This is a genomic window from Candidatus Micropelagos thuwalensis (assembly GCF_000469155.1).
GTDB lineage: Bacteria > Pseudomonadota > Alphaproteobacteria > RS24 > RS24 > Micropelagius > Micropelagius thuwalensis.
The window spans coordinates 134,925-159,009 of record NZ_AWXE01000004.1; the positions used below are offsets into that span (position 1 = coordinate 134,925).

The following is a 24,085-nucleotide window of genomic DNA, read 5'->3' on the forward strand; positions in this document are numbered from 1 at the left end:
CAGCCTTATTACAGATAAAAACTATCACCGACGACGGCGATTATTTCATCTCCGTAAGTCTGGACATCATGTTGAAGAAGCATGCTGACATGCGGGCAGCGCGCCGAGTTTATTTGTGACAGCAATTTAATCAGGAAGAAGGCTTTATGGACATTACTCAGATCAGAACCACCCAGTTTCACGATGGCAGCACCGATGCCATCTTTACCACCACCCACGACCCCTTGCCAATGTTACAGGAGGGGGAAATCAGGGTGCGAACCGACTGGATATCTCTAGACCCTGCCATGCGCGGCTGGACCACCAACAAACCCAGCTATATGCCGCCGGTCCAGCCCGGTGAGGTGATGCGCTGCTTTGGTGTGGCTGAGGTGCTGGAGAGCAGGTCAAAGCACTTTGAAGCTGGTGACTGTGTTACCGGTTTTATGGGCGTCCAGACGGAAGGTGTGCTGAACCAGCGGGGCTTGCGTAAGATTGACCTGAGTTTTGCCGAGCCAAAAGACTATCTGGCTGGCCTTGGTATGACTGGCTATACAGCCTATTTCGGCATGACAGATATCGGCAAACCTCAAGAAGGTGAAACGGTCGTTGTGTCTGCTGCCAGCGGGGCTGTAGGCTCAGTGGCTGTGCAGATTGCAAAGCTTTCGCGCGCGCGGGTGATCGGTATTGCCGGTGGGCCAGAAAAGTGCGCTTACCTTAAGGATAGCCTGGGCCTCGACGGAGTCATTGATTACAAAAATGAAAGCGTTAATAAAGGCCTGAAGCGCGAATGTCCTGACGGCATCGACCTTTATTTTGATAATGTAGGTGGTGAGACACTGGAAGCTGTATTGAGTCAGATAAATTACCAGGGCCGAATTGTGGTTTGCGGTGCTATCAGCCAATATGGCGATATCGAGAATGCTAGAGGTCCGCGCGGATTCATGTCAGTAATTACCCAGAGCGTCCGCATCCAGGGTTTTACGATGAAAGACTATTACAACCGTATCCCCGAGGCCTTCACATATTTGCTGCAGGCCAAAATAAATGGCGACATGAAATTCCGGGAACATGTCGTGGAGGGAATCGAGAACTTTGAAGAAGCCTTGGCCATGATCTTCCGCGGCGATAACCACGGCAAGTTGCTTCTGAAGGTGAATAAATGAGCTGGGAAATCTGGATAACTGCACTGGTCCTCTACGGTATCTTCTGTCTATGGTATTTCAATACCAAAGGCCCACTCTCAACTGACGAAATCGATAAATATATCAAGGATGCAGAAGCGCAAACGCTGGGTGCAGACCTGAACGATCTACGGAAATTTCTGGAAGAAGATGACGGCAAGGAATTTGTCATGCAGAATATGCTCACCCTCAAGACCGGCGAAGTGCCTCATCCTGTAACTGGTGAAATGACACACCCACGCAAGCTGATCCAGCTCTATTTCCAGCCATTCATGAAATCTATCTTTAAACGGGCAGGACACCCCGTGCACCAGGCGCTGCGGCTGGGCGGGCGTATAGACGCCTGGGACTGCCCTGAGGACCCAGGTTACAGAGTTTGGGCGATGGTCAGATACCGGTCCCGCCGTGACATGATGGTGTCATTAGCAAAACCTGAATTTGCCCACCTACATGTCTTCAAACAATCCGCTCTCTCGATGACAGAGGCCTATCCCACTAGCATGCAAATGAGCCTCTTCATGCGCCCACACAAAGCCGTTGCCCTGATCTTGCTGCTACTTGCCTCACTAGCACAGAACATTACTCTAATTGTTTAAGGACAAAACATGATAACTACCGAACTTTGGGTCGACATGACCAACCTCCGTAACACCAAAGTTGTGCAGACCGAGGCTCCTGAACTTTCCGAAGGAGATATCCTTGTGGCTGTCGAAAAGTTTGCCATCACTGCCAACAATGTGGGCTATGCCGTTTCCGGCAACATTATTGGTTACTGGAAGTATTTCCCGACAGATGACCAGCCCTGGGGCAAGGTCACTGTCTGGGGCATGGCAGACGTGTTAGAAAGCCGATGTGAAGGGATTCAAGCTGGTGAGCGGCTCTATGGCTTCTTCCCAATGAGCACTCACCTCAAGATGACACCCAGCCGAGTCCGCGACGATAACTTCATTGACGGCGCCGCGCACCGCCTAGAACTGCCTGCGCTTTATAACCATTACAGCCGCACAAAATCAGAGCCTATCGAACTGCAGGCCATTGAGGACGCCCGCTGTATTTTCTTCCCGCTATTCATTACTGGATATGTTATTGCGGACTTCTTGATGGATAATGAATGGTTTGGCGCAGAACAGATTGTTGTGGGTTCTGTATCGAGCAAAACAGGCTATGGCCTCGCAGCTTTTATCAAAGCGAATGGGTTCCAAGGTAATCTGATTGGCATGACGTCCGGACGTAATAAGGAGTTCGTGGAAAGCTTAGAGCTCTGTGACCAGATTACAACTTATGATGAGATTGAAGGTCTGAACCAAGTCCCTACTGCCTTTATCGATATGGCCGGGGATGGCCGAATCCGGGCGCGTCTGCATCACCATCTTGGAGACAACATGAAGACCAGCCAGATTGTTGGCATCACCCACTGGGAAAGCGAGCAAATCAACGAAAAGCTGCCGGGTAGCAAACCAACATTCTTCTTTACGCCCACCCAGATCGAAAAGCGTAGCAAGGATTGGGGGCCAGGGGTGCTAGAGCATAAGGGCTATGCTGCCAGCGCAGGGCTGGTGATGAAGCTCAAAGATCAACTGAAGCTGGAATTCCACCAGGGGGGAGAGGCCTGCGCTTCCATATGGGCGGACATGCTGGACAATAAAATCTCTGGACAACAAGGGATCATGGTTTCACTGCAAGAAAAGGACGAAGAAAATGCTTGAACTTCTTTTTCCAAAGACGATTGATAACACCTACCGTGGTCAGAAAGTCGCCCTATGGTTCTTTTATCTGATCACGACAGTCTGGCTGTGGCGCAGCCAGCATCATATGTTTGCTGCCGACGGCGGTGCGCAATCAATTGCGACAATCCCTCTGGACCAATGGTCAGCTGGAGCCAGCCAAACTGTTGTCGGCATCTTCGCCCTGTGGGGTCTGTCGCAGCTGATTATTGCCCTGCTGCAGTTAATCGTCGCCCTTCGCTACAAGTCATTGGTACCCTTTATGTATCTGGTGCTTATTGTTGAGCAGGCAGGTCGCCTTTTTGTCTTTAATTATAAGCCGGTAATAACGGCTGGCACTGCCCCGGCTGGTGCGGCCGCTGTCCCGTTGATGATAGTGGTACTGGTAATGTTTAGCTTGTCCATCTGGCAGCGAAAGAAAACTGCCTCGTGATGAAAGTTCTGCGTACACCGGACAGTCAGTTCGAAAACCTTCTGGATTATGACTTTCCCCCCACATATACCACTATCCAGGACGTTGATGGCACCCACATCCGTATCCATAGCGTGGATGTAGGACCAAAAGACGCCGACCCCATCCTCTTGATGCATGGAAATCCGACTTGGAGCTATCTCTATCGCCACATGATCAAGGCGCTTGAAAAAACTGGGCGCCGCGTCATAGCTCTCGATCTTGTGGGATGTGGACGTTCAGATAAACCTGCCAAACGCAAATATTACACCCTGGCCCGACATCACGACTGGTACTGCAAATGGTTGGAGACCAACAATCTTGATAATATCACACTCGTCTGTCATGACTGGGGTGGCACATTGGGGCTGAAACTGGTCGCAAAATACCCGGAACGCTTTGCCCGAGTCTTTGCAACCAATACTGGGTTGCCCACCGGACAAGGGGGCAGCAAATTACTAAAATGGTGGCTACGCCTGATGAAATTCGCCATTGCTTTTCCTTGGAATGCTTTTGAGGCAAATTTCGTAAAAACAAAGCCCACACATGATGAAATGAAGGCTTTCAAGGCGCCATTTCCTTCTCGAAAGTACCAGGCTGGTATTGTGAAATTCCCTCAGCTAATAGCTATTTTTCCGGATAACCCCGGAGTTCCTGCCAATCGAGAAGCCTGGGCTAAGCTCGCAAGCTTTGACAAACCCTTCCTAACGGTCTTCGGTAACAAGGATCCTGTGACGCGAAAAATAGAAAAACGCTTGATTGATCACATACCAGGATGCCGGAAACAGTCTCACACCATTTTGGACGGTATCGGTCATTTCTCGCCCGAAGAAGCACCAGACGCGCTTCTTGAACACCTGATACCATTCCTTGATACCTGAAAGAGCCAAAAAATCTCTAACCGCGGAAGACAATAATGTCGAACGAATTTGTCAATACTCACTGGACGAATTCTTAAAGTTCATTCAGATGAAACTATCGTCCTAACTAACATACTGGACAGGCTCGTCTGAAAAATGAAAGGCGGGCCCCAAAGGAGCCCGCCAGAGGGATTTAAGAAAAGGAAATGCGCCCCTGCTGAGTGAAACCGCCTTTCCTAGAAACTCTTTCGAAGACTGAGGCCATACGTTCTCGGCACGTTGCGATATCCGTTGATGACGCCCTGTTGCAATACACCCGGAAAGGCCGAAAGCAGATGTTCATCGTTAAATAGGTTTCTGGCCCAGAGTTGAACTGAAAGCCCATTTTCCCATGAAAGGCCGGAACTCGCATTTACTGTGCTGATCTCCCGGAAGGGTTGCTCAGCCCCTGTAGACGACAGAATATTATCAACCATCAAAACGTTACTTTCATATTGCCAATCGGCTCTAACAAACGCCGCTGCACTTCCTAGTTCGAAGTTATAAGTAACTGATGAAGATATAGACCACTCGGGAATACCTGCAGGCTCCTCACCAGAAAGATCAATAACGCTATTATTTGGCCCCGGAGCGTTTTCGAACTGGTCATAAATTGCATCCAGATAAGTTGCCGCAAATGTTAATCGTAACTGATCTACCGGAAGCCAGACTGCATCAACCTCAAAGCCTTCGGTAGATTGTTCTCCTGCGTTGGCAAGAACAAAACCTGACCCCTGAAATAGATTAGACTGGAAACCTTCAATACTCTGCTCAAATATAGCAAGATTGAACGCACCTCGCTCAAATCGTGTCTTAAGACCGAGTTCATATACTGTTGCCTCCTCAGGTCCCGCAAAACGAGTTCCAAAGAATCTTGAAGTAGCTGCGCTGCTTCCCAACTCATAAACCGCCGGCAATAAACCAGCCGCCTGAAGGGCTGCACCGTCCGCGAAAACGGGAGCACTGGCCCTTGAGAGGTTCCAAGAAGTAGATTTAAAGCCAGTCGATACTCCTGCATAAACAGATACGTTTTCACCCGCCTCATATGTTGCACGAATATTCCAGGTCAGCTTATCATCATCCGATTTGCCGTCCTCAATGCTGTTGGGTAGATCAATCATGGGAGCTACGAACTGAAGTGATTTCAGCTTGGTAATGATGCCATTCTGAACCACAGGGAAAAATCCCTGCAAATAGCCTGCCTGAGCTGCTGGCCCAGCGCCGCCGCTGGCAATAAGAGTCTGGTTGGTCTGATTAAGCGGAATCCCAAATGTACTAAGGAATGACTGATAGAGTGGGTTAGTTGGATCATCCCACGCTGCAGCTATTTGCCCATTTGCCAAGGTGTCTGTTCCATTTGCGGTATTAAGATCGAGCGCAAACCAAGGGTCAACTTGATTGACGGTCGCAACAATCTTCTTCTTGTCTCTCGTATAGTTCAGCCCACCAGTGATTGTCAGCCTGTCGGAAACGTGGAAATCCATCGTACCAAATAAAGAAGTCGAGGTGTTGTCCTGCTCATAAGTCTCATTCGCTGCAACACCCTGTCTATAAAATGTCCCTGGTGCGAAGCCATTCGCTGCTTCCACAACTCCAAAAAGTGTAGGGCCACCAGCCAATGCGTTAATATATGTTCTTGTGTTCGCCCCCCAATCTAGTCCGTCAACCGAGTCAACTTTGTCTTTGAACAGATATCCACCGATCATCCAGTCAATTCTATTTGTACCTGTTGAGGTAAGCCTGATTTCTTGAGTCCATGTATCTATATTTATATTTTCCTGCCGTTGGATCATGTCGAGGCTAGTAAAGTCTGCATCATAATCGTTGGAAGAGTCATTAGATCGATACGATGTGATCCAGGTCAAATTAGAGTGCTCGAAATCATGGCTAATATTAGCCGAAAACCCATAATCCTCCACCTTGTTGACTGGTGAAAAGTTTACAAAACTCTCATCAGCATAGACATTCTGGTCGTCGGAAAACTGCCCACCCAACAAACGAATTACATTTGCAGCACCATCATTTTGTATGTTCAAGATTGAACAGCAAATCTCATCTAGTTCAGAATAGTCAGCAATTAAACGGATTTTCGTGTTGTCTGATGGGTTAAGTAAAAGTTGGCCGCGAAGACCGAACCGGTCACGATCATTGATATCTGCTACGCCATCAATCTGCGACTCTGTATAGCCATCTCGCTTGTTCAAATTGGCACCTAAGCTAAATGCGGCAGTATCTGTTAAGGGGCCACTGTAAAAGGCTTTGACCGTATTGTTGTCATAGTTTCCATAGCCAACTTCCATGTAACCTTCACTCTCAAATGAAGGTTCCGGAGTTACGATGCTGATTACACCAGCTGAGGCGTTCTTTCCGAATAAGGTGCTTTGTGGGCCCCGCAGGACCTCAACACGCTCGATTTGGGGAAAATCACCTATACGTGCCGCAGAACGTGACCTGTATACTCCATCAACAAACATTCCAACCGAAGATTCAATTCCAGGGTTGTTGGCACCGTTACCAAAACCACGAATGATAAAATTGGTATTGGATGATGTTTGCAATTGAGAAACGCGTAGGCTTGGAACGACTGACTGTAGATCTTTCATGTCCATAATACGTGACTGCTCTATAGTCTGCTCGGTAGTTACCGATACCGCGACAGCAATGTCTTGCAAGGTAGTTTCACGTTTGGTTGCACTTACGATAATCTCCTCCACCAGCATTTGATTGCTGTTTTGATCTTGCGCTGCAAGCGGCATAGACCAAACCAAGGCGAGTGAAACCAAACTTGCGTTGGTAAATAGTTTTCCATAATTACGGATATCAATCATGTGGATCCCCTCCTACTGACTCTTATATGACAGACTTCCCCCGCCTGTTTTGGCATATACTATGCCAATATATTTACAATTAGCATATATTATGCCAATATAACAACATTAATTTTATCGCGACGAACTTTTTGCGCGACTGCCATATGGTGAAGCAAATAGGAGGCCGCTATAACCGTTTACATTATTGCCCGTTTCAAAATTCATGACCGCGCCGGTTATGACCGCTATGAGGAAAACTTCATGCAAGTGTTTGAGCCGTTTAGCGGCACCATGCTGAGCGTCGATGAAGAGCCGACAATATTGTAGGGCGATTTCGACTTCACCCGCTCCGTACTGATTGAATTTCCTTCCGCCGAAAAGGCAATGGCATGGATGACCTCACCCGAATATCAAGAGATTGCCAAGCACCGACTGGAAGCCAGCTTCGGCAATGCGATTATGGTGAAAAAGCTGGAAACCTAAAGGCTCTTTATTATTTGAGGTTTTTTTATGACGATCACGCAATCTATACCCGACACGACACATAAATTGCACGGCATGCTAATGTCGCCGTTTTCTATGAAGTTGCGAGCTTACTTACGGTACCGCCGCATCCCCTTTCAGTGGTGCAATAATGCGCGTGCACATGAAATCGCCATGACGAAAGTCAGTACCTATATGGTGCCAGTGATTGAATACCCCGACGGTACATTCGAAAATGACTCAACGCCAATCATCGATAAGTTTGAAGAGAATATTACTGCACGTCGTACGGATCCTGAGAATGAAGCAGACGCCTTTCTCGCTTACTTGATCGAAGACTTCGCAGACGAATGGTTGCTCTGGCCCTTCTTTATGCATCGTTGGCGTTTGGAGGCCGACCAAAAACACAACAGCCAATGGATTCTTTATGAGGCGCTGCAGGGCAATGTCCACGATGATGATTTTGCCACTCAAAGTGAGTTTTGGGCCAATCGTCAAATACAAGGCATAAAATTGCTTTGTGGCAGTCCCGATTATGACGAGTTACTAGACAACAGTCTGCAAGCGTTTTTGAGCATTATGGAAAAGGCGGTATCAAGAAGACTATTCTTCTTTGGTTCACGCCCATCACGTGCCGAAATCGCGATTTACGGGATCCTCTCTCAAGAAATACAGGACCTTTCAGCTTCTTCATTTATGTATGAGAAGTACAGGTTCACCACGCGCTGGGTAAGTATTATTGACGACATGAGTGGTGTGGAGGGAGACTGGGAGCCTCTAAGTACCGATACAGAAAAGCTCTTGACGTCACCGCTAGCAGAAATACTAAAGCTTAGCGGTAAATATCATTTGCCGTTATTGCTTGCTAATGAAACAGCTCTCGCAAATGGCGAGGATGTATTTTCTTTTGATATCGATGGCACCGAGTTCACCCGCAGATCCCACAAACGCCATGAAACTTGTTTGCCCATGCTGCGAAAACGCTACGCTCAACTTTCGGGGGAGTCAAAGTACGCACTTAAAACCGTTCTCGAAGAAACAAACTGCTTGAAGTACCTGGCCGATGATGCCGCCTAGAGAGATCGGCCTGCAGTATAAGTTACCCTTCGGGGAAAATATGACATTCTGCAGGCATGTTCCCAAGCTGGGTATATGAGATGAAATTTGTGGCAAATCCATCCGTATCATCAGCGAGCGAGTCGGCGCTGTCGTCGCGCGTGGAGATGTTAAAGTAGGCTTTCAGCAAATCAATGAAATCTTGCCGATTGACGGTATTGATTATGCCGGGCCGCTGCCTGACGCGATTCAAAAAATTACTATTTTCTCAACCGGCCTGAAGCGCGGCGGCAATAAAATGCTGGTGCAGAGGCTTATCAATTATCTGTTAGCCACCGATAAAATTGAGCTTATTGATACCACCGGGCTTGATTCGGTTGCCAAAGATTTATAGGAGAAATTTGGTAGCGGAGGAGGGACTTGAACCCCCGACACGCGGATTATGATTCCGCTGCTCTAACCAGCTGAGCTACTCCGCCCCTTCAAAACGTTGGACATATAAAACAAATCTTTGTTTCTTGCAATCGCCGTTTTGCGTGACTATTGAGCTGATATGATCCAACCACCACCGAGAACACGTGCCGCTGGTCCTTCCTCAGCGCCATAAAATACACAAGCCTGACCGGGGGAAACCCCCTCTTCAGGTATATCCAAAGATACCTCAGCTCGCTGGCCTTGAAGTAGTGTCAGATTAGCCCGTACCGGCGATCCGGTTGACCTGATTTTAACTTTTACATCTATAGGGTCAGAAAGCCTCTCACCCCCCAACCAATTGACTTCATCCAAAATAATAGTTCGCCTTGCCAAAGCCTCTTTTGGGCCAACAATGACCTGTCTGGTGTCAGCATCGATGCGAACTACGTAAAGTGGCTCACCTATCGCCACACCGAGACCACGACGTTGGCCTACCGTGTAATGCAATACGCCCTGATGTTGCCCCAAAATATTGCCATACATGTCCACAATCTCCCCCGGTAAACTACAATCAGGTCTCAAGCGTTCAATAACTGATGCGTAGTCACCATTAGGAACAAAACAGATATCCTGACTGTCAGGCTTATCGGCTACTGGCAGGGCAAGTTTTGCAGCAAATTCTCTAATTTCATTTTTGGTGAGATGCGCCAGGGGAAAACGCAGAAACGATAATTGCTCGTGTGTGGTAGAAAAAAGAAAGTAAGATTGATCGCGCTTTTCATCAACAGGCCGACGCATTTGCCACTGACCGTCGTTAAAACTTGTCTCAATATAATGCCCAGTCACCAACGCCTCTGCCCCCAAATCTTTCGCCGTGGTAAGCAAATCTTTAAACTTCACTGTCTCGTTGCATTTAACACAGGGAATAGGCGTGTGCCCTGACAAATAAGTATCAGCAAAATTATCTATCACGCTTTCACGGAATAGGCTCTCATAATCAAGTACATAATGCGGAATATCCAACGAAGCGGCGACACTTCTCGCATCATGGATATCTTGACCTGCACAACAGGCACCTTTACGTTTCGTTGCATCTCCGTGATCATACAGCTGAAGAGTTATACCTATAGTGTCATAACCAGCACGTTTAACAAGCGCAGCGGCGACCGAACTGTCAACGCCTCCGGACATTGCAACAACTACTCTCTGAGTAGACCGCATTTCTTTGTTTGAGCCCCCCTCGGAAAGCTCCAAGTCTATATCCGGTAAATCATTCATAACCAATATTTCTAATTCTGAGTCAGTAGATATTTCCATTAGATAAATCTTTTTAAGTTACTTTCTAGTTCGCTTGCTAGACCTCTAAAAGGCTGTAGTAATCCATTTAAAAGAGCATCTTATGGTAATTTCACCATCGCACATTACCTAGATTTTCAGATGCATAAAATCATCCGCGTAACAATTCAAATGATAATTATATTCTATATATTTGATTATAATTCTTCTATTAAATTTAAAATACTTTGGCTCAGAAAATATGTTAAATGCTTTTTATGCCCGATTTTGACTCTTCGAATCCCAATCATATCTACTTCCTGTGCTCTCTAGCTTTAAAAGCTGGCAAAAATGCAATGGTGCATTTCCATAATGATATTGATGTAGAAACTAAAAGTAACAACTCCCCCGTCACCATTGCAGATCGCGAGGGCGAAGAAATTATTATTCGGGGAATTAAATCGCAGTTTTCCAAAATTCAAATAATTGGGGAAGAAAGTTCTGAAAACGGCTTACCCGATAGAATTGAGGATAAATTCTTCCTTCTTGACCCACTTGATGGCACTAAAGAATTCATCAATAAGCGTACAGATTTCACAGTAAATATCGGTTTTATTGATAAAAGCGCACCTGTTAGTGGCATTGTGTATGCGCCGGCATTGAACCGCTTATTTTTCACATTGGATAATAAAGCATATGAAACAAATATCGCGCCGGATGATAAAATTATCGATGACATAGACGCGTTATTTTCCACCTTGTCAAAAGCTAAAGAGATACGTGTTCGTCCGAAGCCAGATGATGGGCTTGTGGTTGTCGCCAGCCGGTCACATCTCTCCCCTGACACCGAAGCTTTTTTGAAGAGTTTTACAGTCAAGGAAATCGTATCCGCGGGTTCATCTTTAAAGTTTTGCCTACTGGCTACTGGCGAAGCAGATATTTACCCCCGACATGGGCGCACAATGGAGTGGGATACAGCTGCAGCCCATGCACTTTTATGCGCGGCAGGCGGCATAGTGCACGACATTGACGGTACGATTTTGAGCTATGGCAAAATCGCAAGAGGACTTGATAATCCCTACTTTATTGCAAGCACTTAATAGGTTTATTTGGCATAAAAAATGCACTTCCTAGGCAGTTATTGCTTGGAGGCGAAACCATGGATACGAAACTAAAAACAGAAACAGCTTTTACAGAAAAGTTTGTTCTACAAGTCACTTACTACAATGAAACTGATGAAGCAGAAGGTAGCATGCTCGTTCCGTTTAAAAATAGTGATGATGGCATTGTTGCTGATTTCCCAATGGCGGAAGAGCTTTCTAATCCAGGTGAATAAGCGCGTATATCCTAGCGAAGGAATATTCCTGCTAAAGCTCCTCATCAAGCAAACAAATTATGCCCCCAATAATGGGTTGATCGTGCCCGTGCTAAAACTTTAAATAAGTGCGTAAATCAGCCGAGATTAGAAATCTTCGCACGTCGTCTGCGTTCAGTAGATGACGGAATTTTCAAAAGTTGACGATATTTTGCAACGGTGCGACGCGCCAGACTAACCCCCTGCTTACTGATAATCTCAGCAATAGCATCATCACTGAGTGGATCGGATGGTGTTTCCTGATTAACCAATTCCTGAATTTTATTTCTTACGGCAGCCGCAGACGCATTTTCGGTAGAGTCCGACTGACTGTTTAGAGATACACTGAAAAATGATTTCAGCGGAAAGCACCCTATTGGTGTTTCAATCATAATGCCTGATGTGACACGGCTCACCGTACTTTCATGCATACTGACTGCCTTTGCCACATCCCTTAGAAGGAGAGGTTTTAAATATGTCGGGCCTTTATCCAGAAAAGCGGTTTGTTGTTTGATAATCTCGGCACTGATAATCAGCGTGGTATTATTACGCTGTTCCATTGCCCGTTTAAGCCACCGCGCAGAAGAAAGCGCATTTGCACTAAACTCTAGCGCTTCTTTCTCTTTGATTTTACGATTAAGTTCTTCAGCATATTTTTCGTCTATAACGATGCCTGGCAAGGTTGAACGATTAAGGTCTACAACCCAGTTGCCATCCTTTTTAAACACCACCAGATCCGGAGCGTGAATAATTTCATTGCTATCATCAAACTTCATACCTGGTTTCGGATCAAAACTGCGAACCGTGTCAAGCATGTCACGCAAGTCGGTTTCTGTGCATTTACATTTACGTTGCAATATATCCAGTTTGCCATGCGCCAGCAATTCCAGATGATTTAAAAAAACTTCAAATTGAGGAGTTATTTTTTGCTGCTCAAGAGCCTGCAAACGCAAACATTCCTTGAGGTCGCGAGCAAAAATACCGGTTGGCTCAAGAGACTGAAGATTCTGCAAAATTGGCATTAAATCATCAATATCAAGACCTTTTTCCTCAGCAATATCTTCAAGGGGCTTTCCAAGCCATCCGCTAGGCTCAATATAGCTGGCCAGCACATAAGCAAGAATTTTTTGAGTTTCGGACATCTGGGAAAGCTCAATTTGCTTCTCAACATGAGCCACAAGCGAAATAGCACGTTCAGAGATCCGTGTCGAAATCATGTCCCAGTCATTTTCAGCTGCCTGAGACATTGTGCTCATTTGCGAATTAAGACGCGACTCAAAATCAAACTCTGCACTTTCATACTGATTTGTCTCCTGAACATTCTCAGCAGTCGCCGGTGTTTTGTCTTCCACCATAGCCGTGCCATCCTGTATGGCTCTGTCTAGCCCTGTATCCGATGCTGCGCCGTTGAAGGCTTCAGCTTCCGACTCCTCTTGAATAGAAGGTAATGTGTCATTATTGGTGTCAGCCTGTTGAACTTCCATAAACGGATTTTCAAGAGCTTCGGTTTCAAGATAGGTTTGCAAATCAAGATTGTTCATTTGCAACATACGGATGGCCTGTTGCAAACGCGGTGTCATTACCATTGACTGCTTTTGCTTGAGCCGTAAAGACTGTGATAACTGCATAACTTCCCCAATCAACTTAACGCTACTTAACGCGGTGTATGCGGCTAAATCTCACAGCTTCACATGTGAATGCAAAAAAACAATTTGACGGGGTCAGGCGTCAGCAAAACGACAAAAAAATATAATATTTACAATATCTTAACTTTTTCCTGACATTCTTAAAATTTGTCATGTCAAAATCCGGACAGGCATTTTGGTCATTTAACGCTTTTCCATCTGGCACTTTGTTTGCATATTGGAAGGGTGATTAGCGTTTGAAAAATTTGAGAGTTATTTATGAGTGAACCGGAAAAACAGCCCTGTCGTAGGTGTTTCGTTATCAGGTTTTTTATCTTGGGTGTTGTGATGCTCGCCCTGATTGGCTTACTTGGGGGCGATAAACTTGTCTATCTGCGCCATATCACACCAGAACTTGTTGCCACCATTATTATGATTGGCGGTATGCTGGGTTTTATCGGCAAGCTCATTCTCTGGCGGTTTTTCCCCGAAGATGAGGAAAATCTCTAAAGCCATTTCTCATAGGCGGTCGCGAACCAATCTGACAGCCATTTCTTGTGTTGGGAAAAATCGACCATAACTGTGACCTGTGAAAAAATTCACAGTCCATTGATGGCGGGGCGCAAGGCGGTTGGGATCAGATGTCCAGTAAGGGCCACCAAACGTATCCGGGAAAATTTCTTCATTAATTTTCAAACCCGGACAAGTTTCACAAACAAGGGAAGAAAGTTCTTCTTTGGTCGGCAAACGCCATCCCGCCCCAAGTTGGTCATTCGCCTGTGCAATGGCCTGATCCGCTGTCTCAACCGAGATCTGCAGAATCTCACCAATGCAATTTTCACCATTCCAGCGTTGGCCGATACTGCAACGCAACCATTCAATGCCAATCTCAAGATCAATGACCATCTGACCACGTGTCATAAACCTTGAAGTGTCATCCTCAGCATACATATCTGAAAAAGGAGAAAAAACAAGAACAGATAAAAAGCAGATGTACGGATAAGCACGCTTTTGTTTAAACACGTGAAAAAGCTTATTTAACCGGACTATTTGCAACATCACTTACTTACCTGTCACGCCTTTAGGCAATCAACTTGGTTATCATTATATGTTAAATCGCAAAAAAATGAGATAAATATTAAACTTCAAGTAACAAATATTTCGTAAATCTGTTTAGATTGGTATTGAATTTGCATTTATTAGTTGAGTTTTTTTTGTACAGGACAGTTCCATGGATATCGCCTCGTTAATTGGTTTCTTAGGTGCCGTAGGCATGATTATTGGTGCAATGATCTCCGGCGGCGGGGTCGGGCCATTTATTGACATCCCCTCAATTCTTATCGTTTTTGGTGGGACATTCTTTTCCGTTATGTACACAACACCGCTACCGACTTTCCTTGGCAGTTTCGGTGCAATGGCAAAAGCTTTTATGCCACCTGTAAAAAAGCAGGAAGATGTGATAACGCGCATGATTGAGTTGGCTTCGATTGCTCGTAAGGATGGCATGATGGCGTTAGAAGGTCAGGAAGTGCCGGACAAGTTTTTTGAAAAAGGCCTACAAATGCTCGTGGATGGTGCTGATGAAACCAAACTGACCCAGCAGCTCAATCAGGAAATCAAGTCCATGAAAATGCGTCACCAGACCAATCAAGACGTAGTGAAAGCATGGATTGATATCGGCCCTGCGATGGGCATGATCGGGACGCTTATCGGCCTGGTGCTTATGCTCGGTAATATGGCCGATCCAAAGGCGATTGGTCCGGCGATGGCGGTTGCTCTTTTGACAACCATGTATGGCGCGATTATTGCCAACATTATCTTTTTGCCCATGCTGACCAAGCTTGAAGGCTATACGACCTATGAAACTGTTTATCGTGAAATGGTTCTCCTTGGCTTGAAATATATCTCCCGTGGCGAGTCCCCGCGTAATATTCAAGATCAAATGCTGGCAAATCTGCCACCGAAACTTCAAGAGCAACTTGAAGCTGCTTAGTTTCCACCCGCAGATTTGAAAAAGGCAGATTAAGTTATGGTCGCTAAGGAACAGGAAGAAGAAAAGGTTGAAGAAACCGAAGAGGAGGAATGCCCCAAATGTCCTCCCGTCGGTGCGCCTGCATGGATGGCTACATTTGCTGACATGGCAACACTGCTCATGGCGTTTTTTGTTCTTATTCTTTCTTTCGCAGAATTTAACGTCCCTAAATTTAAACAAATCTCCGGTTCACTGAAAAATGCATTCGGTGTTCAGCGCATCACACCTGTTGTTGAGCCGCCCATGGGCACAACTATTCTATCTTTGAATTTTAGCCCCTCCCCGTCTCCATCAGTCACTAATAATATGACCCAGCAGACGACGCAGGTTAATCAACCCAAACTTGAGCAACAAAATAAAACCAAGGATGACGATTTTTCAGAACAATCAAAAAGTGATGACGCCGAAGACTCTTCAAAAAATCAAAGCGCTGAAGATATTGTGAAAGCACTTGAGGATGCAATTGCTAGAGGCGAGATACAAGTTGAAACACTTGGTGAAAAAGTTGTCGTCAATTTCACCCCTAAAGAGTCACAAGAACAAGACCTACCTCAATTATTGAGTCAGACACTTGATGCAATTGAAAAAGTTCAGTCTGCTGCTGGTAAGTCTGAGTCGGATGTTGTTTTTGGTGGTCTTGAGGAGCAACTTGCCAAGCTTGTTGACACCATGGAAGCCATGCAAAAGCAACAAAACAAACAAGATGCTGGTCAAGGTTCACCTGAACAACAAAATGAACGCGCCGAAATTGCTGAAGATACACTCAAAGTAGCTCTTAAGCAGGAAATAGGTCAAGGGTTGGTTACTGTAGACCGCGAGGATGACCGCGTTATCGTTACAGTTGGTTCGGGTGGTGCGTTTGCTTCAGGTTCTGCAAGACTGACCGTAAAAGCTCGAGAGATTATGAATCAAATTGCTGAAGTTAATAAAGAAGGTACAAGCCGCATTAACGTCTCAGGGCATACAGACAATATGCCGCTAGTATTCGGTTCGCAATACAGAGACAATTGGGATCTTGCAGCTGCGCGTGCCTCGAGTGTCGTTCAAGAGTTACAAAGCACAGGCAAAATTGAAGGCGATCGATTACAAGCTATGAGCTTTGGTGAGGAGCGCCCTGTAGACTCAAATGACACGGCTCAAGGGCGTCGAAAGAACAGACGCATAGAGATTGAGATTAATTACTAAGATTAATTTATCAGGTATTTTCGTTTGTTAACATGTCTTCGGGGTCTGGCATGGGCTCAGGAGGCGGAACATGACTGAAAGCAAACTTGCAATATGGATCCAGCTTTCGGCAAAGCATTTGCGCTTCCTGAATTGTCCGAGCCGCAACCACAATCCACATTTGTTTCTCTTGGAACTGTGCATAGCTCCTCATGACATGTATTTGCCCGCGATTAAAATAAAAAGCTGACAACAAATATGTGAGCGCAAACATAGCCAAGCTGACACCATAGCTGATAAAATAAGCCAACGATATTGCCATTAACGGCTCCCATAACCTGTTTTGGATCAACCATAGAGGTGGGAAAGTTCCAGCAAGAGGTGTCGGAGTAGTATCATATATTGTGCAATTTCGGCGAATATCTCTTAGAACTTCAAAATTTCTATAATCAGATTTTTTGTGAATAGTATGTCCATCAAACGCTGAACGAATTTCTTCAAACTTCTCGACTTCCATAAACTCAAGCGAGCATCTTAAAGCGCCCTCCACAAGAACTTCAAAGAAAAATCCCTCACGAAAGACAGTAAGCAAGCTATACTGATTATCTTCCTTATCGAGAGCAGTTTCAAAGTCTTCGGCATTACCGAAAAAAAACTCTCCTTCAAGGCAAACAATCACATCGCCTGGCTTTAGACGGTAGCTGGTAGCTACTGATCGCATGCCAAGACTGGCAATACGCAAAAAGGTTTTGGCCACAGGTCCAGCTGCATCCCCTTGATTATTTAATGGGGCTTGAGTATTTTCTGAAATGTCATCAGATAAATGATCTGACATAAACACCACCACTTATTAAGGATACTGAATCTGTCTGGAAGACAGGCGAACCTCTTTTAGTAGTTTAGAGTTACTGTCAGCCAATTCGATTAATTTTTTATTAATATTCTGCTGTAATAACAAGACTTCTTGTAAAGATTTAATCACAGGGTCGTTATTAGCGCCTTTTTTGGATTTACTGCTATTCAAAACAACTTTCTCAATGGACTTAGAAGACCTTTCTTGAGCAATACGTAGCGTCTTAAGAGCAGACTCCAGTTCTTTTTGAACTTTGATCTGGGTTTGAAGAATGCTTTGGGCATTTGTTGTAATGAGCGCGTCGAGGGCTTCACGGGATTTCTTGTCTTCATCTGAAAGATTTTGAATGGCAACCATCATCTCCTTATTGGCATTGATAATTTCTACCTGACGGTCAAATACACCCTTAGCCTCGGTAATAGTCTTATTAATACTCTCAACATTTTCAGCAAAAACAACAAGCGCTTGACGGTTTGTTTTTGACAAGGTTTCTAGTTCAGATACTGAACCGAAATACAAAAACAATGACATGCCGAAGGCGCTAATTGCACTGAAAATAGCAAAAATAGCAATAATCCAGGAGTTCTTATAAAATCTGGAAACTCGATTTACGAGTTCGAGATTTTGAGTTTTAACCTTATTAAATTCAGCGGTAACATCGGCAGCTGCATCGGCAGCATCGAGAGCCAGTTTAACCCCTTCTTGAACTAATTTAAGCTTGTTACTCATGCAAATCTACCTTTACTTCGTACATTGGCGGTTTTGTTGACTGAAAATCTACTCTGAAAACTTGCACATTTCATGCCACTTGTCGATAAAACCACACGAGCAGGTAAAATGCCTGATTTAAAACCAAATTTCCGGCATCCCCATCGTCTATTTTTATCATGGGTGACGAACAAATGACGACACTGAAAGCAGCTCTTATCGGCTTCAATTTCTGTCATTTTCTTAACCGCTCTAGCCTGTCGTAAACTTTCGCAATCGGATATCGAATGCTACCGGCAAAACAAAGTCCGCCAGCCATCCAAACACCAATGGCAGAAATGAGACGCCCATCATCCTTCAATTCAAAGCCGGCAAGAAAGAGATATAGTGACATACCCAAAAAGGCGGCTGTGCTAACCATATCACCCAGGCTCGAATGTTGGCGGCGTTTGGTCATAATCTATCCTCACTCAACAACTTACCAAATTCATTGAACTGCATATCTTCTGGCACATCGACATCAGGTAATTGCAGGGTTTCCCCCTTCTCAAGCCGGTAAAGGTAGGCCAGAACAACCGCGACAGCATTATACAAACTTTGTGAAATCTCTGCACCAATATCACCGGTAAAATAAAGCGCTCTTGCTAGAATAGGACTGCGGAAAACACTGACTTGGGCTGTTTCGGCACGCTCAATAATTTGTTGCGCTATAATACCGCGGCCCATAGCCAGAATAATTGGGGCTGCTTGATCACCCACCTCATATTTAAGGGCTACAGCAAAATGTGTCGGGTTGGTAATCACCGCAGTCGCATCGGCAACATCATCCAGCGCTTCTCTTTGACGGGCACTACGGCTTGCAGTTTCGGACTGCAGGCGTCTAATTTTAGCCTTTACCTCTGGTGAGCCTTCCGTTTGCTTAAATTCATCCTTCAAATCCTGACGTGACATTCGCAGTTGTTTGATGTGCGTATGGCGTTGCCAGAAATAATCTATGACAGCAATAATAGCCAACACCACAAGTAGAGCCCCAATAAGCAATGGAATAACATAGCGCATGACCTCAAGCATTCGGGTTAGCGTTAAAGACGGGAAATTGATCACTCCAGGCATAATTTGAAGAATAATGGCCGTTGCAATACCAAATAACAAAACAACTTTCAGAATTGATTTACCCAATTCTACTAAAGCTTTCATGGAGAACATTCGCTTGAGGCCGGAAATAGGATTAATTCTGTTACCCTTGAATTTCATTGCTTTGGGCGCGAAGTTTAATCCACCCACGGCTGCTTGGGTCAATAAATTAACAATTACAATCGGCACACCGACAAGCAGAGCAGATTGAAATAACAGCCAGAGACTATCCATCAATTTGTTGTTAATCAAATCGTCCAGATTATCAATTGAACCCAATCTGAACAGTGTTGACCAATTTGAAAGCCCGGCCCCGCCGTAGCTTAAAGTTACCAACATTACCAGCAATCCTATTGAGATATTAGCAAACACAAAAACCTCTTTAGAGGTCAAAATCTGACCGTCCTCCTTAGCCTTATCTATCCGCCGCTGGGTCGGTTCCTCAGTTTTCTCCTGGGCATCATCTGAATTATTTTCAGCCATTCACGCCCTCCATTATAATTTCAAAATGGTTCAATATTTCTTGCACCAGGTCGGAAAGCGCGTAGCCAAGATTACTCGTAGATAAAAATAAGATAACAAACACACCCAGAAGCGAAATTGGGAAACCAAAAGAAAACAAATTCAATTGAGGTGCCGAGCGCGTGATAATACCAATAGTTATATTAATCATCAGCAAGAGCGTGACGACCGGAAGCATAATCATGGTCGCTGTCAAAAACATATAACCAGCGGCGGCTATCCCCCCCTCTATTAGTACGGAAATGTCTCCCATGGCCCCAACAGGTAAATGTTGATAGGACTCAAGCATCATCCCAATCACCACTAAATGACCGTTCAGAGATAAAAAGATGACCGTCAAAAATAGAGTTAAAATCTGGGACACAACCGGCGTCTGACCACTGGAATTAGGATCCATTTGTGTTGCAAAACCAAGCCCTGCACTTGTGGCAATTTTTTCACCTGCCAAGGCAGCCGCCGTGAACCATATATAAAGAATTAACCCACAGCCAACGCCAAACACCAGCTCAGCCAAAATCATTATCAGGCCATAGCCGGAAATAATCACCTCAGCGGATGGTACATCTACTCTTGGGAATACAAACATCGCCACCACCATTGCCAACACGATTCGAATAGTCGGCGAGATATAACGTGCGCCAAAAAACGGGGCGGCAAGAAAAAAGGAAGCCATGCGAATACTGACGATGAAATAGCGGGCAAGCCATCCCATCAAATTTTGCAGATCAACACCGGGCATGCCCGGCAGATTTGAAGCTACCAGCGTATCCATGACTTAACCAAGCGAACTGATCCGATCAAAAATAAAGGCAAAATAATTGCTGAGGTGCATAAACATAAAATTCGCGAGCAGAGCAAAACTTACAATCACGATAATTAGTTTAGGTACAAAACTAAGGGTCATTTCATTTATCGAGGTCGCGGCTTGGATAATACCGATAACCAGACCCACAGCCAGAGCAATTGCCAGAACAGGACCCGCTGCCAAAATTATTTGCCAGAAGGCCATACGCAGAATCTCTACATTTGCATCAAATCCCATAATAACTCCTAAACCCCTGAATAGGCGGCAACTAACGCTTCGACTGTCATGGACCACCCATCCACCAGAACAAAAAGCAATAATTTAAATGGTAAAGCCACAAGCATAGGACTCAACATCATCATACCCAGCGACATAAGAATGGAAGCAATGACCATATCAATGACCAGAAATGGAAGGAAAAGTAGAAAGCCAATTTGGAAAGCCGTCTTTAATTCCGAGGTGATAAAGGCAGGTAAAACGATTGAAAAAGGCACATCCGCTTGCGTCTCATACCCTGACTCACCCGCCATTTCAGCAAACATAGTCAAATCGTCTTTACGCGTATTCCGCACCATGAATTTTTTCATAATGGCCGAACCGTCTTCAAGCGCGGTCTCAGCAGGCATCTGACCATCCAGATAAGGCGTAAGCACCTGCTCATTCATCATATTGAATGTCGGCGTCATAATGAAGAAACTCAAAAACATGGCAATGGCAATGAGAACCTGATTGGGCGGTGTTTGTTGTGTACCCATCGCCTGACGCAATATGGAAAGCACAATAATAATACGCGTGAAAGACGTCATGCCTAGCACGAGGGACGGCAGAACCGTCAATGCAGTCATCAGTGCAAGAATTTGCAACGACAGAGAATAAGTTGTCTGTCCGTCCTGATCGGAACTAACACTCAGAGCTGGCAAGCCCTCTACAAGCGCGGCTGCACCCTGCGCCAGAACCGGCGACGGGATTAACAAGACACAAAGGAATACAAAAATATTAAATGATAGATGAGTTATTTGGCGCATTACCTGCCTCTCATTTTCTTTTTAAGCAGAAAGGCAGGAATGTCTTCCTCCTGGGCAGGTCTCGGCCCATTAGCGGATGACAGGATACTTTCAATACTGGTTTGTTGGGGCTGGGGGTGAGCTACAGCATCACTATTTAACGGGTGAAGGCTGGCTGGACCATTTTTTGAAACGTGAAGAACAAACTCTTGATTATCAACACGAATAATACGCAGACTTTCATTCGTACCGAGCGACATTTCCTGCATGACCTCAATACGACGATCAGCATGAAGTTTGTTGCGAATACGCCCACTATATTGCTTAACAATAAACCAAATGGTGACCAGCGTGGCTAAAAACACCACCATGATAAACATTTGAAACGGTTGAACACCTTGAACTGCCATAAACGCCTCCTGCCTGAGTTAACAACTAATAGGCAAAAGACGTGCCAAACTGTCTCGCAAAGAGGCTTCCCAACCCTTTGTATTTACTGGATTTTTTAAAAAGTTTTAAAGCTGTTATTTGACACCGGGCTTAATAAAGCCTTTCAGTGTGTCAAATTACCGACGATTAGAGGTTTTCGACACGTTTTTCAGGGTCAACAATCTCCGTAAAGCGGATACCAAAACGCTCACCAATCATTACCACTTCACCTTTGGCAATAACAATACCATTGGCAAGAATATCAAGCGGGTCACCTGCAAGGCGGTCAAGCTCAATAACAGAGCCTTCATTCAGGCGCAACAAATCGCGGATTTTAAGCTCCGTACCACCGACAACAACTGTCAGATTGACCTCAATATTTTCCAGAACCCGCAAATTCTCGACACTCACCTTTTCATTTTTTGGTGCTGCCGCCTGTTCGTTCACAGCCTGACTTTCATCGGCGGCTGCCTCCACATTTTCAGTGGCATCTGCGTCCTGCTCTTCGATTGTATCTTGATCTGTTTCTGACATTTTTCTGCCTTTCTAAACGCTGTGACTATCTAGACGTTTCGTCAGATTTACGGCCAACTGGCCTGCAACATCTCCCATTTCTCCCTCGAAAAATGGGTTTTCTTCAAGCCGAATATCAACAGACTCGGCAAGTTGGACGGGTAAAACATCACCCGGCTTAATATGAATTAAATTGCTCAGAGCAATCTTAGGCTCAGCCAATAGAACATCCACAAGAAGCGGAATATCCAGAACGGCACGTTCCAGCCTATCGCGCCATGTAACATCATCATCAATAATCTCTGACTGGATACGCGACCGCAATTGCGATGCAATCGGCTTGAGCGTCTGGAGCGGATAAATAATCTGGAATGTTGCCGGGTCAATATTAGGAAGTTGTACGACAAAACTACAAATAATGACTGTATCGGTGCCGTCAACAAAAGAAGCAAATTGCGGGTTAACTTCGCGGGCTTGCTCCTTAAAAGTGACAGGCATCAAATCGCGCCAAGAGTTTTCAAGCACCTCATTCAAACCGCGCGACAATATTTCAATCAAACGATCTTCAGTAGCGGTGAATTCAGCTTTTGCATTGACGGTTTTTGTCAGCGTGCCACCATAATATGAGTCGGTCAGTTTCGAGATGAAGCTCGGATCAAACACCATTAACATTGAGCCGCGTAATTCCTCAATGCGGACTGTTGTAAGGCTCATAAAATTATCGATCTCTGATGTGTATTCATCAAAAGTTTTCACTTCTGGTGGAAAAGAAGAAACACGCGGCTGGATGCGGAGCATTGGCAAGAAAACAGCACGCGAAAAACGTGCAAAACGTTCATTTATCATTCGAAGCGCATGATAATCGCCCAGGACAGATAAATCGTCTGACCCAAAAGAAAAATGGCGCACGTCACTGCTCTCAGCAAGGTCAATACCAGCTCCACCTTGCGAGCTTGTAGAAGCTTCCAGCCCTTCTAGCAGGGCGTTTACTTCATCCGTTGAGAGTTTACGCGACGCAACCATTACAATACCTAATCCTTATTGCACCACAAAGGATGTAAAATGAACACCCTCAACGCCACCAAAGCCTTCAAGTTCTTCCAACTTGGCATTCATGGCATCACGAAGCTGGTCTAGCAGAGCTTGTCGACCTTCTTTATCCTGCAGTTGCTCGGCTGAGTAATCGGAGAGAACGCTCAGCATTTCAGACCTGAGGGCAAGCTGATGCGAGTCGACATTTTCCATCACTGTTTCGTCATATTGTGTTGAAACACCAATTCCGACCTGCAGGAATTTACGAGAGTTCTTCAAGTTCGTTGTCAATGTTCCGGTGAATTCGTAATAAGTTGTCTGGAAGATTTCCACATCTGGAGAAATTTTAACAACCTTTTGCGGTGGACCTAACAACTCTCCATCTTCACCCACTTCCGCATCTGCAGCCGCCGCAGCTTCCGCTTCGGCCTTCGCCCGTGCAGCAGCTTCAGGGTCGGAACGTTCAATAATGCGTTCGATTTCCTCAGAAGGGTCAGCTGGCTGACCGCCAAAAACAAGAAAGCCAATGCCCAAACCGATTAGGAGTAATAGCACCCCGCCACCAGCAAAAAGCAAAATCTTGACCAGGCCACCGCCTTGTTCTTCAGAATTTTCTTCAGACATAGTTTTATCCT

30 protein-coding genes, 1 tRNA gene and 1 pseudogene are annotated in these 24,085 nt (G+C 45.3%); 13 read left to right on the forward strand and 19 right to left on the reverse strand.

Features of this window, described 5'->3' with window-relative positions:
• Positions 1-8: 8 nt before the first annotated feature.
• Complete coding sequence (locus tag RS24_RS10010; protein ID WP_021777156.1) at positions 9-218, reverse strand: hypothetical protein; 210 nt, start codon at positions 216-218, stop codon at positions 9-11.
• Between the two features lie 12 nt (positions 219-230).
• Here RS24_RS10010 and RS24_RS05270 point away from each other — a divergent pair, with 12 nt between their 5' ends.
• The 5 genes from RS24_RS05270 to RS24_RS05290 are packed head-to-tail and all read left to right on the forward strand — an operon-like array spanning position 231 to position 4,219.
• The gene (locus RS24_RS05270) at positions 231-1,145 is read left to right on the forward strand and encodes an NADP-dependent oxidoreductase (protein WP_239642414.1); all 915 of its coding nucleotides are present in this window, start codon (positions 231-233) and stop codon (positions 1,143-1,145) included.
• Positions 1,142-1,759, forward strand: a complete 618-nt coding sequence (locus RS24_RS05275) for a hypothetical protein (RefSeq protein WP_021777158.1) — start codon at positions 1,142-1,144, stop codon at positions 1,757-1,759. The genes RS24_RS05270 and RS24_RS05275 overlap by 4 nt, the downstream gene beginning before the upstream one ends.
• Positions 1,760-1,768: 9 nt before the next feature.
• Complete coding sequence (locus tag RS24_RS05280; RefSeq protein ID WP_021777159.1) at positions 1,769-2,869, forward strand: DUF2855 family protein; 1,101 nt, start codon at positions 1,769-1,771, stop codon at positions 2,867-2,869.
• A complete protein-coding gene (locus RS24_RS05285; RefSeq protein WP_021777160.1) occupies positions 2,862-3,320 on the forward strand; it encodes a hypothetical protein in 459 nt (152 codons plus the stop codon). Before RS24_RS05280 ends, RS24_RS05285 begins: the two co-directional genes overlap by 8 nt.
• Entirely contained in the window at positions 3,320-4,219 is a 900-nt protein-coding gene (locus RS24_RS05290) for a haloalkane dehalogenase (protein ID WP_021777161.1), read from the forward strand. The genes RS24_RS05285 and RS24_RS05290 overlap by 1 nt, the downstream gene beginning before the upstream one ends.
• A gap of 215 nt (positions 4,220-4,434) precedes the next feature.
• Here the strand turns inward: RS24_RS05290 and RS24_RS05295 are convergent, their stop codons facing one another.
• On the reverse strand, positions 4,435-7,065 hold the full coding sequence (locus tag RS24_RS05295; RefSeq protein WP_021777162.1) for a TonB-dependent receptor: 2,631 nt from the start codon (positions 7,063-7,065) through the stop codon (positions 4,435-4,437).
• A gap of 186 nt (positions 7,066-7,251) precedes the next feature.
• On the opposite strand from RS24_RS05295, the pseudogene RS24_RS09870 reads away from it, so the two are divergent.
• Positions 7,252-7,530, forward strand: a pseudogene (locus RS24_RS09870) (DUF1330 domain-containing protein).
• Between the two features lie 27 nt (positions 7,531-7,557).
• Positions 7,558-8,607 (forward strand): glutathione S-transferase N-terminal domain-containing protein, encoded by a 1,050-nt coding sequence (locus RS24_RS05300; protein ID WP_021777163.1) that lies wholly within the window; start codon positions 7,558-7,560, stop codon positions 8,605-8,607.
• 22 nt (positions 8,608-8,629) lie between these two features.
• Here RS24_RS05300 and RS24_RS09965 read toward each other — a convergent pair whose 3' ends face one another.
• The gene (locus tag RS24_RS09965) at positions 8,630-8,776 is read right to left on the reverse strand and encodes a hypothetical protein (RefSeq protein ID WP_157833785.1); all 147 of its coding nucleotides are present in this window, start codon (positions 8,774-8,776) and stop codon (positions 8,630-8,632) included.
• A gap of 12 nt (positions 8,777-8,788) precedes the next feature.
• Here RS24_RS09965 and RS24_RS09750 point away from each other — a divergent pair, with 12 nt between their 5' ends.
• Complete coding sequence (locus RS24_RS09750; protein WP_051295601.1) at positions 8,789-8,980, forward strand: hypothetical protein; 192 nt, start codon at positions 8,789-8,791, stop codon at positions 8,978-8,980.
• 8 nt (positions 8,981-8,988) lie between these two features.
• Here RS24_RS09750 and RS24_RS05310 read toward each other — a convergent pair.
• Together RS24_RS05310 and mnmA are read right to left on the reverse strand one after the other, a co-directional pair.
• A tRNA-Met gene (locus RS24_RS05310) sits at positions 8,989-9,065 on the reverse strand.
• A 61-nt stretch (positions 9,066-9,126) separates the two neighbouring features.
• Positions 9,127-10,317 carry a tRNA 2-thiouridine(34) synthase MnmA gene (gene mnmA / locus RS24_RS05315; protein WP_021777164.1) on the reverse strand — a complete coding sequence of 397 codons (1,191 nt, stop codon included), beginning with the start codon at positions 10,315-10,317 and terminating at the stop codon, positions 9,127-9,129.
• A gap of 227 nt (positions 10,318-10,544) precedes the next feature.
• Between mnmA and cysQ the strand changes: the two genes are divergently transcribed.
• Both cysQ and RS24_RS09970 read left to right on the forward strand, forming a co-directional pair.
• A complete protein-coding gene (gene cysQ, locus RS24_RS05320) occupies positions 10,545-11,375 on the forward strand; it encodes a 3'(2'),5'-bisphosphate nucleotidase CysQ (RefSeq protein ID WP_320409027.1) in 831 nt (276 codons plus the stop codon).
• 59 nt (positions 11,376-11,434) lie between these two features.
• Positions 11,435-11,611, forward strand: a complete 177-nt coding sequence (locus RS24_RS09970) for a hypothetical protein (protein ID WP_021777166.1) — start codon at positions 11,435-11,437, stop codon at positions 11,609-11,611.
• A 116-nt stretch (positions 11,612-11,727) separates the two neighbouring features.
• Here RS24_RS09970 and rpoN read toward each other — a convergent pair whose 3' ends face one another.
• Positions 11,728-13,257 carry an RNA polymerase factor sigma-54 gene (rpoN, locus tag RS24_RS05325; RefSeq protein ID WP_038300767.1) on the reverse strand — a complete coding sequence of 510 codons (1,530 nt, stop codon included), beginning with the start codon at positions 13,255-13,257 and terminating at the stop codon, positions 11,728-11,730.
• Positions 13,258-13,533: 276 nt separating this feature from the next.
• Between rpoN and RS24_RS05330 the strand changes: the two genes are divergently transcribed.
• Entirely contained in the window at positions 13,534-13,764 is a 231-nt protein-coding gene (locus RS24_RS05330; RefSeq protein ID WP_021777168.1) for a disulfide bond formation protein B, read from the forward strand.
• A gap of 9 nt (positions 13,765-13,773) precedes the next feature.
• Here the strand turns inward: RS24_RS05330 and RS24_RS05335 are convergent, their stop codons facing one another.
• Positions 13,774-14,175: an Lcl C-terminal domain-containing protein gene (locus RS24_RS05335; protein ID WP_239642405.1), complete on the reverse strand. Its 402-nt coding sequence runs from the start codon at positions 14,173-14,175 to the stop codon at positions 13,774-13,776.
• 310 nt (positions 14,176-14,485) lie between these two features.
• Here RS24_RS05335 and RS24_RS05340 point away from each other — a divergent pair, with 310 nt between their 5' ends.
• Together RS24_RS05340 and RS24_RS05345 are read left to right on the forward strand one after the other, a co-directional pair.
• Entirely contained in the window at positions 14,486-15,247 is a 762-nt protein-coding gene (locus tag RS24_RS05340) for a motility protein A (protein ID WP_021777170.1), read from the forward strand.
• Between the two features lie 36 nt (positions 15,248-15,283).
• Positions 15,284-16,471 carry an OmpA family protein gene (locus RS24_RS05345; protein WP_021777171.1) on the forward strand — a complete coding sequence of 396 codons (1,188 nt, stop codon included), beginning with the start codon at positions 15,284-15,286 and terminating at the stop codon, positions 16,469-16,471.
• Between the two features lie 10 nt (positions 16,472-16,481).
• Here RS24_RS05345 and RS24_RS05350 read toward each other — a convergent pair whose 3' ends face one another.
• The 12 genes from RS24_RS05350 to RS24_RS05405 all read right to left on the reverse strand — a co-directional run bounded on the left by RS24_RS05350 (position 16,482) and on the right by RS24_RS05405 (position 24,074).
• Positions 16,482-17,285 carry a hypothetical protein gene (locus RS24_RS05350; protein WP_021777172.1) on the reverse strand — a complete coding sequence of 268 codons (804 nt, stop codon included), beginning with the start codon at positions 17,283-17,285 and terminating at the stop codon, positions 16,482-16,484.
• Between the two features lie 15 nt (positions 17,286-17,300).
• Positions 17,301-18,032, reverse strand: coding sequence for a hypothetical protein (locus RS24_RS05355; RefSeq protein ID WP_021777173.1), 732 nt, complete (start codon positions 18,030-18,032; stop codon positions 17,301-17,303).
• The gene (locus RS24_RS05360; protein ID WP_038300768.1) at positions 18,029-18,250 is read right to left on the reverse strand and encodes a hypothetical protein; all 222 of its coding nucleotides are present in this window, start codon (positions 18,248-18,250) and stop codon (positions 18,029-18,031) included. The genes RS24_RS05355 and RS24_RS05360 overlap by 4 nt, the downstream gene beginning before the upstream one ends.
• Positions 18,247-18,468 (reverse strand): hypothetical protein, encoded by a 222-nt coding sequence (locus RS24_RS05365; RefSeq protein WP_021777174.1) that lies wholly within the window; start codon positions 18,466-18,468, stop codon positions 18,247-18,249. The genes RS24_RS05360 and RS24_RS05365 overlap by 4 nt, the downstream gene beginning before the upstream one ends.
• Positions 18,465-19,628, reverse strand: a complete 1,164-nt coding sequence (gene flhB / locus RS24_RS05370; RefSeq protein ID WP_021777175.1) for a flagellar biosynthesis protein FlhB — start codon at positions 19,626-19,628, stop codon at positions 18,465-18,467. Before flhB ends, RS24_RS05365 begins: the two co-directional genes overlap by 4 nt.
• Positions 19,621-20,439: a flagellar biosynthetic protein FliR gene (gene fliR / locus RS24_RS05375; protein WP_021777176.1), complete on the reverse strand. Its 819-nt coding sequence runs from the start codon at positions 20,437-20,439 to the stop codon at positions 19,621-19,623. The genes flhB and fliR overlap by 8 nt, the downstream gene beginning before the upstream one ends.
• 3 nt (positions 20,440-20,442) lie before the next feature.
• Positions 20,443-20,709, reverse strand: a complete 267-nt coding sequence (gene fliQ / locus RS24_RS05380; protein WP_021777177.1) for a flagellar biosynthesis protein FliQ — start codon at positions 20,707-20,709, stop codon at positions 20,443-20,445.
• A gap of 8 nt (positions 20,710-20,717) precedes the next feature.
• Positions 20,718-21,497: a flagellar type III secretion system pore protein FliP gene (gene fliP, locus RS24_RS05385; RefSeq protein ID WP_021777178.1), complete on the reverse strand. Its 780-nt coding sequence runs from the start codon at positions 21,495-21,497 to the stop codon at positions 20,718-20,720.
• Complete coding sequence (locus RS24_RS05390; RefSeq protein WP_021777179.1) at positions 21,497-21,886, reverse strand: flagellar biosynthetic protein FliO; 390 nt, start codon at positions 21,884-21,886, stop codon at positions 21,497-21,499. The genes fliP and RS24_RS05390 overlap by 1 nt, the downstream gene beginning before the upstream one ends.
• A gap of 166 nt (positions 21,887-22,052) precedes the next feature.
• Positions 22,053-22,352, reverse strand: coding sequence for a flagellar motor switch protein FliN (fliN, locus tag RS24_RS05395; RefSeq protein ID WP_038300852.1), 300 nt, complete (start codon positions 22,350-22,352; stop codon positions 22,053-22,055).
• 99 nt (positions 22,353-22,451) lie between these two features.
• Positions 22,452-23,441 carry a flagellar motor switch protein FliM gene (gene fliM, locus RS24_RS05400; protein ID WP_021777181.1) on the reverse strand — a complete coding sequence of 330 codons (990 nt, stop codon included), beginning with the start codon at positions 23,439-23,441 and terminating at the stop codon, positions 22,452-22,454.
• A gap of 15 nt (positions 23,442-23,456) precedes the next feature.
• Positions 23,457-24,074: a flagellar basal body-associated FliL family protein gene (locus RS24_RS05405; protein ID WP_021777182.1), complete on the reverse strand. Its 618-nt coding sequence runs from the start codon at positions 24,072-24,074 to the stop codon at positions 23,457-23,459.
• Positions 24,075-24,085: the final 11 nt, after the last annotated feature.